The 14,521-nt window shown below is 61.7% G+C and carries 16 protein-coding genes; 4 read left to right on the top strand and 12 right to left on the bottom strand.

The features are described from left to right. Positions 1-18: 18 nt before the first annotated feature. Both OF385_RS03075 and OF385_RS03070 read right to left on the bottom strand, forming a co-directional pair. Complete coding sequence (locus OF385_RS03075) at positions 19-945, bottom strand: cation diffusion facilitator family transporter (protein WP_264276926.1); 927 nt, start codon at positions 943-945, stop codon at positions 19-21. Between the two features lie 2 nt (positions 946-947). Next, the gene (locus tag OF385_RS03070) at positions 948-1,313 is read right to left on the bottom strand and encodes an ArsR/SmtB family transcription factor (protein ID WP_264276925.1); all 366 of its coding nucleotides are present in this window, start codon (positions 1,311-1,313) and stop codon (positions 948-950) included. A gap of 317 nt (positions 1,314-1,630) precedes the next feature. Between OF385_RS03070 and OF385_RS03065 the strand changes: the two genes are divergently transcribed. Together OF385_RS03065 and OF385_RS03060 are read left to right on the top strand one after the other, a co-directional pair. Next, entirely contained in the window at positions 1,631-2,224 is a 594-nt protein-coding gene (locus tag OF385_RS03065; protein WP_264276924.1) for a DNA-3-methyladenine glycosylase I, read from the top strand. Between the two features lie 5 nt (positions 2,225-2,229). Beyond that, a complete protein-coding gene (locus OF385_RS03060; protein ID WP_264276923.1) occupies positions 2,230-3,081 on the top strand; it encodes a DNA-3-methyladenine glycosylase family protein in 852 nt (283 codons plus the stop codon). A gap of 297 nt (positions 3,082-3,378) precedes the next feature. On the opposite strand, the gene OF385_RS03055 is transcribed toward OF385_RS03060, so the two are convergent. The 8 genes from OF385_RS03055 to OF385_RS03020 form a co-directional block, all read right to left on the bottom strand. Continuing rightward, the gene (locus OF385_RS03055) at positions 3,379-4,233 is read right to left on the bottom strand and encodes a siderophore-interacting protein (RefSeq protein WP_264276922.1); all 855 of its coding nucleotides are present in this window, start codon (positions 4,231-4,233) and stop codon (positions 3,379-3,381) included. Between the two features lie 63 nt (positions 4,234-4,296). Next, complete coding sequence (locus OF385_RS03050) at positions 4,297-4,764, bottom strand: acyl-CoA thioesterase (protein WP_264276921.1); 468 nt, start codon at positions 4,762-4,764, stop codon at positions 4,297-4,299. 14 nt (positions 4,765-4,778) lie between these two features. Then, positions 4,779-5,852 (bottom strand): App1 family protein, encoded by a 1,074-nt coding sequence (locus OF385_RS03045; protein WP_264276920.1) that lies wholly within the window; start codon positions 5,850-5,852, stop codon positions 4,779-4,781. A 92-nt stretch (positions 5,853-5,944) separates the two neighbouring features. Beyond that, positions 5,945-6,802 carry a 3-hydroxyacyl-CoA dehydrogenase family protein gene (locus OF385_RS03040; protein ID WP_264276919.1) on the bottom strand — a complete coding sequence of 286 codons (858 nt, stop codon included), beginning with the start codon at positions 6,800-6,802 and terminating at the stop codon, positions 5,945-5,947. 35 nt (positions 6,803-6,837) lie between these two features. Continuing rightward, complete coding sequence (locus OF385_RS03035) at positions 6,838-7,185, bottom strand: aldehyde dehydrogenase family protein (protein WP_264276918.1); 348 nt, start codon at positions 7,183-7,185, stop codon at positions 6,838-6,840. Between the two features lie 97 nt (positions 7,186-7,282). Further along, a complete protein-coding gene (locus tag OF385_RS03030; RefSeq protein ID WP_264276917.1) occupies positions 7,283-8,461 on the bottom strand; it encodes an acyl-CoA dehydrogenase family protein in 1,179 nt (392 codons plus the stop codon). 8 nt (positions 8,462-8,469) lie between these two features. After that, a complete protein-coding gene (locus OF385_RS03025; RefSeq protein ID WP_264276916.1) occupies positions 8,470-9,621 on the bottom strand; it encodes a CaiB/BaiF CoA transferase family protein in 1,152 nt (383 codons plus the stop codon). Positions 9,622-9,743: 122 nt separating this feature from the next. Beyond that, positions 9,744-10,463, bottom strand: coding sequence for a GntR family transcriptional regulator (locus OF385_RS03020; protein ID WP_264276915.1), 720 nt, complete (start codon positions 10,461-10,463; stop codon positions 9,744-9,746). 107 nt (positions 10,464-10,570) lie between these two features. Between OF385_RS03020 and OF385_RS03015 the strand changes: the two genes are divergently transcribed. Both OF385_RS03015 and OF385_RS03010 read left to right on the top strand, forming a co-directional pair. Beyond that, entirely contained in the window at positions 10,571-11,446 is an 876-nt protein-coding gene (locus tag OF385_RS03015) for an inositol monophosphatase family protein (RefSeq protein WP_264276914.1), read from the top strand. 61 nt (positions 11,447-11,507) lie between these two features. After that, positions 11,508-11,720, top strand: a complete 213-nt coding sequence (locus OF385_RS03010) for a hypothetical protein (RefSeq protein WP_264276913.1) — start codon at positions 11,508-11,510, stop codon at positions 11,718-11,720. 94 nt (positions 11,721-11,814) lie between these two features. Here the strand turns inward: OF385_RS03010 and OF385_RS03005 are convergent, their stop codons facing one another. Next, the gene (locus tag OF385_RS03005; protein ID WP_264276912.1) at positions 11,815-13,458 is read right to left on the bottom strand and encodes a thiamine pyrophosphate-binding protein; all 1,644 of its coding nucleotides are present in this window, start codon (positions 13,456-13,458) and stop codon (positions 11,815-11,817) included. Continuing rightward, positions 13,455-14,444: an agmatinase gene (gene speB, locus OF385_RS03000; RefSeq protein WP_264276911.1), complete on the bottom strand. Its 990-nt coding sequence runs from the start codon at positions 14,442-14,444 to the stop codon at positions 13,455-13,457. Before speB ends, OF385_RS03005 begins: the two co-directional genes overlap by 4 nt. Positions 14,445-14,521 lie beyond the last annotated feature (77 nt).

Here is a 14,521-nt window from a genome sequence, read left to right as displayed (position 1 = left end):
AATCTGCTGGGCCGCGGACTAGCACCCGTGCTGGTGCTCGGTGCTTTGATGCGACGATGGCTCGATCTGGAAAGTCGAATGTTCAATGCTGATCGTGAAGTGGTCCGCCACGCAATTTTGCAGGTTCTTCAACAGGTCGCCGGCAACTCCTGCAGAGAACATGGCGTCTTCGACCACCACGTGGGCGGTGAGCACGGGAAGGTTGGAAGCGATCTGGCTGGCATGCAGATCATGCACTGCGATGACCCCGGGCTGGTTCTCAAGATGCTCGCGTACCGCAATGAGGTCCAGACCCCGCGGCGTGGATTCCAGCAGGATGTGGGTGGTTTCGCCCAACAGCCTCATGGCGCGTGGGACGATCAGCGCGCTGATCACCAGGGCTGCAATCGAGTCTGCGCGCATCCAACCGGTAGTCGCGATGACAATGGCAGCAATGATCACGGCGACAGAACCCAGGGCGTCGTTGACGACTTCAAGGAATGCGGCGCGCATATTGAGGTTGTTCTTGCGTCCCGCGGAGATGATCCACATGGAAATGACATTTCCCAAGAGGCCAACGACACCAAAGACCAGCAGCCCCGTGGGGTGGATTTCTGCCGGAGCGAAGAGCCGGCGGACGGCGTCGACGGCCGCATAGATTCCCACCGCCAAGAGCAGTGCTGACTGCACGGTGGCCGAGAGCACCTCGGCCCGCCGGAAGCCCCAGGTGCGTTTTGTCGTAGGTTTGCGTGCAGTCAGGTTGGCTGCGGTCAAGGCAAGCAGCAGCCCGAGCGTGTCGGTCAGCATGTGCGCGGCATCGACAAGCAACGCCAGCGAGCTGGTGACGATGGCTCCGATGACTTCGGCGACCAGGATGCCAGCAGTGATGGCGAAAGCCAAGGCCAATCGGGTGCGGTTTGCATCCGAATGGTTGTGGGAATGGCCATGGGAATGATCGTGGCCCATGATTACACCTCCCCCAGGTTGCCGGTGTGCGCTTCATGCCAATGATGCGTTTGGCTTGGAATGAGCTGCTGTGCCAGCAAGAGCAGCTGATCCAGATAGTCTGCCTGGCCCAGCGAATAGATGCTGGCCCGCCCTTGGCTGCGGGCAGTCACCAGATCGGTATCCCGCAGGCAGGCGAGATGGGCGCTGACCGTGCTTTGGGCCAGCCCCAGATGATCGGTGAGTTCCTTGACCTTATGGTCTCCGGTCTTCAGGTGCTCGAGGATCAGCAGCCGTGTCGGGTCGGCAAGGGCATGGAAGAGGGCGGCTTGCCGCGTCTTGCCTTCACGATCCAGCACTTCATCGCTTTTGGACTCTATCATCGCCATATAACGATGATAAATCACTGCGCCCGGAATCTGAAGACCGGAAGGCGAAGGTTGCGCAGATGCCGCTTCTCGCGGCGCGCCGAAGCACTCGCGCTTGGTGCAGACCCCCGCTGATAGGCGAGAGGACCGGCCTATACTGAACGTGAAGGAGTGGACGACCCACCGCCTCATTCGCCGGGGCACAGGTCTAAAACTCGCGGTTCAGCACCAGCAGACCGCCTCGCACCCATCTGCTCGACCGACACTCAAGATTTACTAAAATCTGAAGCATTTCTTCAGTACATGCCCTTGACCTCACTCAATGCGAAGATAGATAGATGACTGAAGATCTTGTTATTGGTGAAGATGGTCTCGCCCGACCGCAATGGGCAGCCAGCAACGATATGCTCCGCGACTACTACGATTCCGAGTGGGGCATGCCGGTGAATACCGAGGCAGGAGTCTTCGAGCGGCTGAGCCTGGAATGCTTCCAGTCCGGGCTTTCATGGGCCATCATCCTGTCCAAGCGGGAGGCATTCAGAGAGGCATTCGCTAACTTCGATCCCGAAAAGGTCGCGCTCTTCACGGAAAACGACTTTGATAGCCTCATGGACAACCCCGGCATCGTGCGCAACAAGCTGAAGATTCGCGCTACCATCGCGAATGCGGAGGCTACGCTCATGATGCGCGAAGAGGGAGGATTGGCCGATTTCATCTGGTCTTTCCAGCCCGATGCGACTCCCATTCCTCGAACCATTGCGGAGATCCCCACCCAAAGCCCTGAATCCAAGGAGCTGGCCAAAGCCTTGAAAAAACGCGGTTTCAGATTTGTTGGGCCTACGACGATGTTCGCCCTCATGGAAGCGATCGGCATGGTCGATACGCATCTGGTGGGATCCCACCGTCGCAATAGCTCTGGAATCTGGGCCTAGGACTCATGCGGCTGCGCTTGGAAGCAGAGGGAACGCTGGATATCGCGCATGCGCTCTCGGTGCTGAGTCTCCATTCACTTCCTGGCCAGGAGATCATCAACTTCGGCAGGGGCGAGGTCCACAGGATTCTGCGTATTGAGGATCACCTGATTGATGCTCGCCTGACGTTGGATCCATCAGGAATCTGCGTGGATCATGATGCCCCGCTGGAGTTGCTTCCCCGGCTTCAGGCGGTCATCATCCATTGGCTCGGGCTTGAGCAGGACACCACGGGCGCCTATCAGGCCCTCTCGGAAATGTCAGGATTCAGGAGCCTGGCCGCGGCATTTCCCCACCTGAGGCTCATTAGCTACCCGGACCTATTCGAAGCGCTCGCAACGACGGTCATCGGCCAACAGGTCTCGTTGGCTGCCGCACGGACATTGGCCGGGCGATACGTAGAACATCTGGGTGAGGCGCATCCATCGGGACTGCGGGCCTTCCCCACCGCCGAGTCCACCGCAAGTCTGAACCCCACGGAGATTCAGGCCATTATTCGATGCCCCTTGTCGCGGGCCGCAACTTTGCACAACGTCGCCTCGTGGTACCTCGATGACGGACAAGAACTTGGTCAACGACCGGACGAATTCCTAGGTCAGCTGCTATCTTTGCGCGGGGTAGGCCCGTGGACACGGGACTACATGGCACTGCGCGGGCTGCGAGACCCGATGATTTTTCTGGATTCTGACCTTGTCGTCAGACGGGCTCTCAAGGATCTTGGCATGGCGCCTGGCACTAGCGCATCCCTGCCCGAAGGTTCGGGATACCTGGCCACTTTGCTTTTGTGGGCCCATGACTCCGCCTATCGCGGCAAATGAAAAAGGAACTTGCCAAGGTGTGCAATCTTGGCAAGTTCCTTTTTCTGCGATCCGGATGACTGAGCAGGTCACCCGATTCCCTATTCCCCTTATTCAAGCCGGCTAAGCCGACCACTAGGTCGAGGTGAGCAGCCCCGAACCGTAGTGAACTGGCCGATGATATCGGTCAAGTTTGTCGCTTCTCCCGACCACACACGGGAGAAGCTCTGGAATAAGCATAACCTAACTAGCCCTAATAAGGTCAACCCCTAATCACCTAATATCGGTAATTTTTTATTAGGCCTGTCTAACTTAGCGTTAGTCGGCGAAGATTTTGCCGACCTCAGTGCGCTTTTCAGCCTGGAAAGCATCTTCGGCCCGGCCGAATGCCCAGTACGCGGACAATGACATGTCACGGCGTTCCACGGCGCGCTCATCATAGAAGTAGAGGCGCAGCCGCTTCATCACTTCACGCTCGCCGTGGGCGAAGACCTGCACACGGCCACCTGACCACGGGTGCTCTCGCACGGCCTGCTCCAAGACGGTATTCTGCGGAGTAAATGCTCCCTTCCGATGCAGCCACCGGACTTCCACACCTTCGGGATGGACCAATTCCAGCTCATCAGCAGCGTCAGCGACCTCTATGATGGCCACGCCTTTCATCTGAGGAGACATCGCTTCCAAGGCAGCAGAAATTGCTGGAATCGCGGTCTCATCACCGGCAAAGAAATGGAAATCGAATTCTTCGCGTGGAACGAAGAGGCCAGCTGGCCCGGCGAAACAGATCGACGAACCGATCTGAGTGTCACGCGCCCACTTGCCAGCCAGTCCTTCATCCCCATGGACGACGAAATCGACTTCAATAGTCTGCGCTTCATGATCGCTGCGGCGCACAGTGTAGGTGCGACGCACCGGCAGATTTTCCGGTGCCAGCTTATGGCGCAGTTCTTCCATGTCGTAAGGCATGTCCAAGCCCAGCTCGGGCTTGGCGAACAGGAACTTGACGTAACGGTCCGTCACGTCCTTGTCGACGAAGTTGGCAAAGCCGGGCCCGCCGAGCGTCAAGCGAATCAAATGAGGTGCGATCTGTTCCCGCTTGAGCACCTGCAAAACAACTTGAGGACGTGCAGGTCGAGCCTCGGTTTGCGGACGTCCGCCAGCTGGCTGAGACATAACATCACTTCCTGTCCTAATAAGAGTAGATAGATCAATCCTAATTGACAGGAGCGCCAGAGCTTACTTGGGGAAGGTCGGAGCACCCTCGAAGGCGCTTAATCCCTCACGTTCTTCAGGGCTCAGCCTTTGCACGCGTGATGTCGACGGGTCAAAGTACGCCAGCGTTGTGGCGGCTTTGACACATAGGTAATCCTCAATTGGATCCCGGAATTCGTAGCAGATGTCAAAACTTGCGGGTTTGATATTGGCGACCCACAGGTCAACATTCACCGGTACATTGCGGTATTCCAGCGGCTTGGAGTACCGCACGCGGTGCTCCACTACCAGAATCTGGGTTCCCGCTGGCACGGCGGAGAAAATATCGGCCCGCGGCTCAACGCCCGGAGCGCCGGTGCCGCCGGGCACGCCAAACCCGGCGATGCGCGCTTCTTCCATCAACCTGATCAGGTTCACGTTGTTAACGTGCCCGTACGCGTCCATATCACCCCAACGCATTGGCACCTGCACGCGAAGAGTTGATTCAGCCATTTTCATACTTCCTTCTACAGATCTTTTGCGTCTGCATCGACCAATTCCAGCTTGACCAGCTGGTCCAGAATCCGTGCGCCGTCTGGCTCATAGACCCAGCGCACGCCCGGAGTCGTTCGTCGCAGCTCGTTGGAACGGCCGCCAGCGAGCACGGCTTCGGACGGGGTCAATTGGCGAATCACGATAGCGCGCACCAGTTCGGGATACCGCCGGGCAAACTCTGCGTAAATCGCAGGATCATGCTGCCCGTCGTCGCCCACGAGGATCCACGAGATGTGCGGGAACTCCTGGGCCAAACGCCGCAGCTGGTCCACTTTATGCTGCATGCCGCTGCGGAACCAGGAACGGTCTGTGGGGCCCCAGTCCGTCAGCAGCAGCGGTCCTTCGGGATAGAGATTGCGGGACATGAAACGCTGCAGTGTCTGCGCAACATTCCATGCGCCGGTGGAAAGGTAGATCATCGGTCCGCCAGGGTGTTCTTGCCGCACTTTTTGCAGCATGACCGCCATGCCCGGCGTTGCCACGCGTGCATGTTCCGAGAGGACAAATGAGTTCCATGCGGCCAGCAGTGGACGCGGCAAAGCCGTAACCACCACGGTGTCGTCCACGTCGCTGATCACGCCGTATTTCTGGGTCTGGTCAATGACCATGATGCGCGCGGTTGCCTCGTCGCCATCATGCGCCTGGAGATGGATTTCATTCCATCCAGCGGGAAGATCGACCGACAGCTTCACGTCGAGGACGCCGCCGCGGTCCGCCTGCACCTCGAACCGGTGCTCGCCGACCATGATGCTGACTTTGCCGAATGGCAGAATGGGCGAGACGAAATTCCGGAAGCCCCTGATCCCGTCCGCGATCATTTGTGCTTGATGCTGCCCGAATTCAAAGGCTCCTGGGCCGGCAAGCACGACGCGTGCCAGAACGCGGATCCATCCGCCATCGGGGCCGGTGGAGCCGTACCCGGCATAGGGAAGAATCACCGCCCCTTGGCCCTTCGCCAGTGCCCGCTTGGCACGCCAGTTGTGGAATCTGTCTTCCACTCGCGAAGCAACGTGACGGGCTCGCTGATCAGTCGAAATGTGACTCATGCTCACAGTCTTTCATGATCTCGCCAAACCTTGGAAAAACGACAAGCAGTCAACGCCCGCCACGTGGCTCGACCCGTGCACTTGCCTGTTCTCTAGGAGTAGGGATAGAACCCTTCCCCGCTCTTGCGCCCCAGCAGTCCTGCTTGCACCTTTTCGGTAATCAGCGGATGTGGCTTATCAGCTTCGTCTCCGGTTTCGGCATAGGTGGCTTGGGCGATGAAGTCGATGACATCCAAGCCAACCATGTCCATCAGCTCAAAGGGGCCCATGGGGTGGCCGAGCGCGGTTTTTGCCGTGGTGTCGATATCTTCAATGCTGGCAATCCCCGCGTGGGCCAGGTTCAGTGCTTCGGCGTTGAGAGCCCCCATCATGCGGTTGGCGATGAATCCGGGAATCTCTTTGTTCACCAGCACCGGCCGCTTGCCCAGCCTGGTAGCCACCTCGGTCACGGCTTGCACGGTTTCTTCACTGGTCTGTTCATTGCGGACTACCTCAACGCATTTCATTACCAACGCGGGATTGAAGAAGTGCATATTGCATACCTGCTCAGCGCGGCCGCTGGCTTGGGCCACGCGAGAGGAAGGCAAGGTCGAGGAGTTGGTTGCCAAGATGGCGTGGGCTGGCGCATTTTCGCCCAGGGTGGCAAAAATCTGCTCCTTGATATCCAGACGCTCCACAGCCGCTTCAATAACCAGGTCAGCGTTCCTTGCGCTGTCTTCCAAGTTGGTGCTCTGGGCCAGATTGTTCAAGGCAGCGTCCGCGTCCGCCCGCGCTAGTTTGCCCTTGGCAACCCTTGAGGCGGCCCACCCTTCCAATTCCTTGCGGGCGGCGGCCAAGGCGTCGCTGGAGATATCTTGCAAGACCGTCGTGTAGCCGCTGAGCGCGCAGCTCATCGCGATCTGCCGGCCCATGGTTCCGGCGCCAATTACCAAAATGCGTTCAATCGTCATTGATGATTCTTCCTTCGGCACTCCAGCGCGGGCTCTCAGCCCCGCAGATACGTCGTCGTCATTCGGGTGTAGAACTCGCGAGCTGCCGCTCCTGGTTCCTTCGGCCCGTAGCCAGATGCTTTGGCTGCTCCGCAGGGAACGTGCGGGTCTGCACCTGCTGATTCCGAATGTACAGGCAATGTGCCAACATCCAGTGTTTGTCGGGCCTGGCGGTCCGCAGAAAGATTGCTGGTGGACAAGGCAAGGCTCAGGCCGAAGTCTGAGTCCTCCGCGGCTTCACATGCCTGTTCGTTGCCTCTATCGGTGCGCACCCCCAGGATCGGGGCAAAAATTCTTCCCTCCGCACTCAGCTGCCGCGACGGAAGTGATTTTGCGGCCTTCACCTTCAATCCAGTCGCCGTTGGGGTACCGGCGCAATGCCACCGGGTCGGATGCTGGTTCCCTGGTCATGTTTCCTCTAGGTTTTCTATGTTCTTCGCTCTAGCGGAAGGCTGGTACGCCGGTGAGCTGGTTGCCGAGGATCAGGGTGTGGACTTCGTCGGTGCCTTCGTAGGTGCGCACCGACTCCAGGTTGTTGGCGTGGCGCAGTGGCGAGTAGTCCAGGGTGATGCCGTTGCCACCGAGGATTGTGCGGGCCTCGCGGCAGATCTTGATCGCTTCGCGGCAGTTGTTGAGCTTGCCTACCGAGATCATGTGCAGATCCAGCTTTCCTGAGTCCTTGAGCCGGCCAATGTGCAGGGCCAGCAGGAAGCCCTTGTTGATTTCCAGGGCCATGTCCACCAGCTTCTGCTGGGTCATCTGGTAGCCGGCCAGTGGCTTATCAAATTGGAGTCGCTGCTGCGCGTAGGCCAAGGCATCCTCGAAAGCGTCGCGGGCTGCTCCCATCGATCCCCAGAGAATGCCATAGCGCGCCTCATTCAAGCACGAGAACGGTCCCTTCAGTCCTCTGACGTCGGGCAGCACCGCGGTGCTTGGAAGCCGGACATCGACCAGGTCGATCTCGCACTGGATCGAAGCGCGCATGGACAGCTTCTGCTCGATGGGGGTCGCGGTAAAGCCGGGGGTGTCCGTTGGCACGACAAAGCCGCGGATCCCTTCGTCGGTCTGCGCCCAGATGACCGCTACCTGTGCCACGTTGGCCAGGCCGATCCACCGCTTGGATCCGTTGATCACCCAGTCACCGCCATCACGGCGGGCAAAGGTTTTCATGCTTGACGGGTCGGATCCTGCGGTTGGCTCGGTCAGGCCGAAGCAGCCGATGGCTTCGCCGGCGGCCATTCTCGGCAGCCATTCCTGTTTCTGTTCTTCCGAGCCGTGCTTGTGGATGGCGCTCATGGCCAGGGATCCCTGCACGGAGACGAAGGTGCGCAGCCCCGAGTCGCCGGCCTCCAATTCCGCTCCGGCGATGCCGTATTCGACGGCTGATCGGCCACCGCAGCCGTAGCCGGCCAGATGCATTCCCAGCAGGCCCAGCTTCGCCATTTCCGGGACGATGTCCAGCGGGAACACCGCGTCGTTGTACCACTGGGCGATATTCGGCTTGATGTGCTCCTTGACGAAGCCGCGCACGGTATCGCGCAGGGCCAGCTCGTCGCTGCTGAGCAGTGAATCGAAATTGATGAGATCTGCCGGGTCAAGGACGTGCTCGGTGGTGGTCATTCTCGCTCCTAGGCGGTTGCTGTCGTCTGCTGGTCGAATAGCTCTTGATCCGCACCATGCCTCGGTGGCACGGTCCGGTATCGGGCCGCAGTGCGCGATAGCCCGATGGGGCTTGCGACGTGGGTCGTGGTTTCCCCGGTCGCCGGGTCTTCGATGACCGCCACGGGATCCAGGCCCAGTTCCCGGGCGAAGTCTATGGCTTCGGCGATGGAGTTCACCTTTCCAGCGGGCACTCCCGCCTTCATGAGGCTGCTCTCCCAGCTGCTGGCGCTTCGCTGTGCGGTGGCCGATTCGATGAGTGCTTTCAGTTCCCCGCGGTGAGCCACGCGGTCGGCATTGCTGAGGAAGCGGGGGTCTTCGGCGAGCGCGGCGTCACCCAGTTGGCGGCATAGCGCCGCGAATTGGCGCTCATTTCCCACGGCGATGGCCACCATCCCGTCGCTGGCTTTGAAGGTTTCGTACGGGGCGATGCTCGGGTGGGCGTTGCCCATGCGTACCGGTGCTTTTCCGGTGGCCAGCGTGCTGCTGGTCTGGTTGGTCATTCCCGCCAGCACCGAGGAGAGCAGGTTGATGCTCACGCGCTGCCCTTCACCGCTGCTCTCCCTTTCGCGCAGCGCCAGCAGGATTCCGGCGACGGCATTTTGCGCGGCAAGCACGTCTACCAGTGCCACCCCGGCCTTGCTTGGCGTTCCTTCTGGGTCCCCGGTAATGCTCATCAGCCCGCCCACTGCCTGGACGAGCAGGTCATAGCCGGGCAAGGACGCGCCGGCCTGCTCGCCGAATCCCGAAATCGAGCAATAGACCAGGCGGGGATTCAAGTGCTTCAGGCCGTCGTAGTCCAGCCCGTATTTTTTCAAGACGCCGGGACGGAAGTTTTCCACGAGGACGTCGGCCTCCCGGATCAGTTCCAGAAGCCTTGCCCGGTGTTCAGCATTGGCGAAGTCGGCAACGATTGCCTGCTTGTTGCGATTCACCGCCCAGTAGTAGGTGCTGATGCCCTGGGCATTGACCGGTGGAACCCAGCCGCGGGTTTCGTCCCCTGCCTGGCTTTCGACCTTCAGCACATGGGCGCCGAAGTCGGCCAGGGTCATGGTGCACAGCGGCCCGGCCAGGATGCGCGAGAGGTCGACGACTTTGATTCCGTCGAGCGGTTGGCCCATCTCTGCACCTCTTCGTGATTCACAGCTGACGCTTGTTACATGTTGCATGCTACTCTATGTTGCGCAGCTCACCAATGGCAAGAGATCGTGGAAAATTGCGTTGCGCCGTTCAGGAACCGGATCTAGGACGACAGGTCGTCCAGTCGCTCCAGGAACGGTTCGGGTTCCAGCCCTTCGGTCCGCGAACAGATCGAGCGGACCAGCATCTGCGCGGTGCGCATGATGTGCCCGCGCACCGCCTGGGCGGCGGCCGGGGCGTCCTTGGCGAGGATCGCCGCCATGATTTCTTCGCGGTCCCCTGCCAGCTCTTGGCTGCTTCGCGCATAAGGGATGGTGGTCTGGCCATGCGCCAGCACCAGATTGCGCAGCTGCCCCACTACGCCGTCAAGCTTCTTGTTCCCGGCCAGCCCCAGCAAGCAGAGGTGGAATTCCTTGTCGGCTTCCAAGGTCGCGCGCCCGTCGCCGCTGCGCCCCGCCTGCAGCATCTGCGCATGCAGCTGCGCCAATCGGGCCCGGTCGTCATCGCTGGCATTGATGACCCCGCGCGCGGCAGCCGGCGGTTCAATCGCCAGTCGCAGCTGGAAGACCTCGACAATGTCTTCCAGGGAGATCTGGTTGACCCGGACACCGCGGTTCTTGGCCACGGTCACGATGCCTTCTTTTTCCAGCAGCTGCAGCGCTTCGCGCACAGGAGTACGCGAGACCCCCAGCTTTTCGGAAATGCCGATCGCCGAGTAATGCTGCCCCGGTGCCATCTCCCCCGCCACGATGGCTGCCCTGATCATCGTGGTGACCTGCTCGGTCAGCGAGGCCTTGGGCAGTATCGGTTGCATGCTACTCATGAGCAGAAGCTTATCCTGCTTCACTCCCGGGCCAGGAACGCCAGGTGCTCCTGATCGCCCTGCCGCACGATCGCACGGCTCTACTCGCCGCGCGATATGCTGGCACGGTGAGTGAGCATCAGGCAATCTGCGATAATTCCCGCGCCGAAGAACTGCGCCTGGCCGCCCTGTCCGCGGCGCGCAGCGCAGCAGAACTGCTGCGTTCGACTTTCCGCACGTCGGTGCATGCGGAGCACAAGACCAGCACCCATGACCTGGTCACGGACATCGACCGCCGCAGCCAGCAGATCATCACCGAAGCGCTGCTCGCCTCGGTCCCGGATTCATGGGTCCTGGGCGAGGAAAAGATCGCCACGCAGCCGGGACAAGCAGCATCCGGGGCGGTGCAGTGGATTGTCGACCCGATCGACGGGACCAGCAATTTCGTCCACGGCGTCGCCTTCTTCTGCATTTCCATTGCCGCCGCGATCGACGGCCACCTGGTGGCCGCGGTGATCATCGACCCGATCTCCGGTGACGAGTTCACCGCGAACCTGCAGCAGGCGCTGCTCAACGATGTCGTGCTGCGCCCGCAATCGCGCCCCGAGCAGTCCCGCGCCAACCTGATGACCGATTATCCCGGCGCGGAATCCTTAGGGCGGGACGGGGACTTGGCCTTGCAGCTCTTCGGGCAGTGGATCGAGGACTTCGCCACCGTTCGGCGGAAGGTCAGCGCCGCGCTGGCCTTGGCCCATGTGGCGGCCGGGTGGTGCGATGCCACGATCGGCTTTGATACCAAGGTCTGGGATGTGGCCGCCGGAGCGCATTTGGTGCGTATGGCCCACGGCAGCTTCCGCGGCCTGTCCTACGGGAACAGCCGATTGGCTGATCATGAATGCCCCGGCTTCATCGCCCAGGGTCCGGGCGCCGCTTACCCCTCGCTGGAGAGCGCCGCCCGGCAGATCCACGAGCTGCGCACCGGCAGCGGAACCCAAGAAATCTGACAATATCCGGATTCCGCCCCGATCCCTCGGCTCGGCAGCAATTCGGTCGTATCATGGCGGCATGGAACCACTATTCCACCGGACCGCACACTCCGCCGTGCGGCACCATGGAGGCGGAGGAGTGATCCTGGGAGGAATCGGAGCGATAGTTCTCTTCGGTGCCTTCGCAGTGATGTTGGCAGCCCAGTCCCTGGACTGGGAGCCACTGCTCATCGGAGTTTGCATGGGCATTTCCACAGTGCTTTTCGGCGTGGTGTACCACTTCACGCACTAGGCGCTGCTGGCATTCGATAAGGCTGTGGCCCCGGACCTCGGCAATTGCCGACGGTCCGAGGCCACCATATTCTTGCCCGCTCTCGCCCGGCCCTTTACAGATGCGTCGGGGCGAACATCTTGAGCAGGGTTTTGACCACGAGGACGTTAGGGCCCTGCTCGGCCAGCGCCTCGGTGAGCGCTTCGCCGATCTGCTCGACCTCTACCTCGCGGGCCGGTACGCCGAAGGACTGGGCCAGCGCCACGAAGTCCGGCCGGGCCAGCTCGGTGGCCGTCGCCTTGCCGAAAGCGCCCTGCATGTATTCACGCAGGATGCCGTATCCGCCATCGTCAACGATCAGCCAGGTCACCGGGGCCTGATGCTGCTTGGCGGTCGCCAGCTCCGCGATCGAATACATCGAGGATCCGTCGCCGCTGACCGCCAGCACGCGCTGGCCGGTGCCGATGGCCCCGCCAATGGCCGACGGGAAGCCGAAGCCGAGCCCGCCGGCGCCCTGCGCCGAGTGGAACTGCCCGCCCCGGGTATCCCAGCAGCTCCAGCCCCAGTAGGCCGCGATCGTCATATCCCAGAAGGTCTGCATCTGGGCCGGAACGGCCGCGCGGATATCGGCCATGAACTTGCGCTCCTTGGCCAGGTCCTGCTCGTCCAGGCGTGCCTGGATCTTCTCCAGGGTCTGGGCGACGATGCGGGCAGGGTCCTGGCCGTGCCAGGTGGCCTGCGAGATGAACCCGGCGGCGCGCAGATCCCGATCAAGGAATTTCAGCGCTTCGCGGGCATCGGCGCGGATACCCAGGGCCGGGGTGTTGGACTCCAGCACCCGCGGTTCCGCATCGATCTGGATCATCTTGCCGCGCGGCTCCAGGGTGAAGTAGTTGCTGGTCACTTCGCCCAGCGCCGAGCCAATGACCAGCAGCACGTCGGCATCTTCCATGACCTGCGTGGCATGGCGGTCCTCGACCCAGGACTGCAGGGACAGCTCATGGTTCCAGGGGAAAGCCCCGTTGCCGCCGGGGCTGCAGAGCACCGGTGCCTGCAAGGTTTCGGCCACCGCCAGCAGTTCAGCCTGCGCGCCGGCACGGCGCACGCCGCCGCCGGCGATAATGGCCGGGCGCTGGGCATCCGACAGCCAATTGACCGCTTCGCGGACCAGTTCCTCGCGCGGCGGGTGCTCGTAGGCTTCGGCCAAGGCGTCCTGCACCGGCGGGACCATGACCTGGGCCAGCAGCACATCCTGCGGCACCTCGACCCAGACCGGGCCCATGGGCACGGTGATGGCTCGGGCCCAGGCATCCTGGATCGCCGAAGGGATGCCCGAAGCATGGTGCACGGTCTGCTGGAACTTGGTGACGTTCGCGGCCGAGGCCTTCTGGTCATCAAGCTGGTGCAGCATGCCCTTGCGGCGGGCGCCCAGCCCATCCAGGGGAATCTGGCTGGCCACGACGACCATCGGCACGCCAGTGGCGTAGGCTTCCTGCAATCCTGCCAGCGAGGTCAGCGCCCCGGGGCCGGTGGAGAGGAAGAGCACGCCGACTTCGCCGGTGGCGCGGGAGTAGCCGTCGGCGGCGAAGGCCGAGTTGTTCTCCACCCGCGAGGAGACGAATTCCAGGTTGGAACGCGACAGCGCGTCGAACAGCCCCAAGGCGTGCTGTCCGGGGATGCCGAACACCGTTTTGGCGCCCAGCGCGGTGAGGGTCTCGATGACCAGGTCGCCGCCATTGCGTTGAGGCTGTTCGCTCATGACTTGTTCAGCCCCTGGGTGGAACGGAAGTCGCTGATCAGGCTGATCAGGTCGTAGGTGACGTGGCTGGCGGCCACACCGGTGAGTTCCGCGTGGTCATAGGCCGGGGAGACCTCGACGATGTCGGCGCCCACGATGTTCAGGCCGCGCAGGCCGCGCAGGATTTCGAGCAGTTCGCGGCTGGTGATGCCGCCGGCTTCCGGGGTGCCGGTGCCCGGTGCGTGGGCAGGATCCAGCACGTCGATGTCCACCGAGATGTACAGCGGGCGGTTGCCGATGCGGTCCCGCAGCTTGTCGACGATTTCGCGCACGCCCTGGTAGTACACATCCGAGCTGGTCACGATGCCGAAGCCGAAGCGCTTGTCATCTTCCAGGTCCTTTTTGCCATACAGCGGGCCGCGGGTGCCCACATGGCAGATGGCTTCGGTGTCCAGGATGCCTTCTTCCACGGCACGGCGGAAGGGGGTGCCGTGGGTGTATTCGGCGCCGAAGTAGGTGTCCCAGGTATCCAGGTGGGCATCGAAGTGCAGCATGGCCACCGGCGCGCCGGCGCGCTGGGAGGCGGCGCGCAGCAGCGGCAGGGCGATGGTGTGGTCGCCGCCGATGGTGACCAGGCTCGAGCCATCAGCGGTTAGCTCCAGGGCCTCGTCCTGGATGGTCTCGATGGCCTCGTTGATGTTGAACGGGTTGACCGCGAGGTCGCCGGCGTCCACGACCTGGCTCTGCGCGAAGGGCGAGGTGTCGGTGGCCGGGTTGTACGGGCGGATCAATCGCGAGGATTCGCGCACGTGGTTGGCGCCGAAGCGGGCGCCGGGGCGGTAGGAAACGCCGGTGTCAAAAGGAACACCGATGATCTTGATGTCGGCGTTCTGCACCTGGTCCAGGCGTGGCAGGCGGGCGTAGGTTCCAGCGCCTGCGTAGCGAGGAATCACTGCAGCATTGATCGGCCCCAGATGGCCGTTTTCCTCGATGCGGACTTCTTTCATGTTCTTGCCCTCCTGGCATTCAGCGGGCAACTGCCATAGTTGCCTAATACGAAACTTCAGTTTCCTATTATGCTATT

Origin of the sequence: Glutamicibacter sp. JL.03c, from assembly GCF_025854375.1 — a bacterium.
In the GTDB taxonomy this organism is placed as follows: Bacteria; Actinomycetota; Actinomycetes; order Actinomycetales; family Micrococcaceae; genus Glutamicibacter.
Note: the sequence above shows the minus strand (reverse complement) of the source record. Positions and strands in the feature narration are given on the sequence as shown.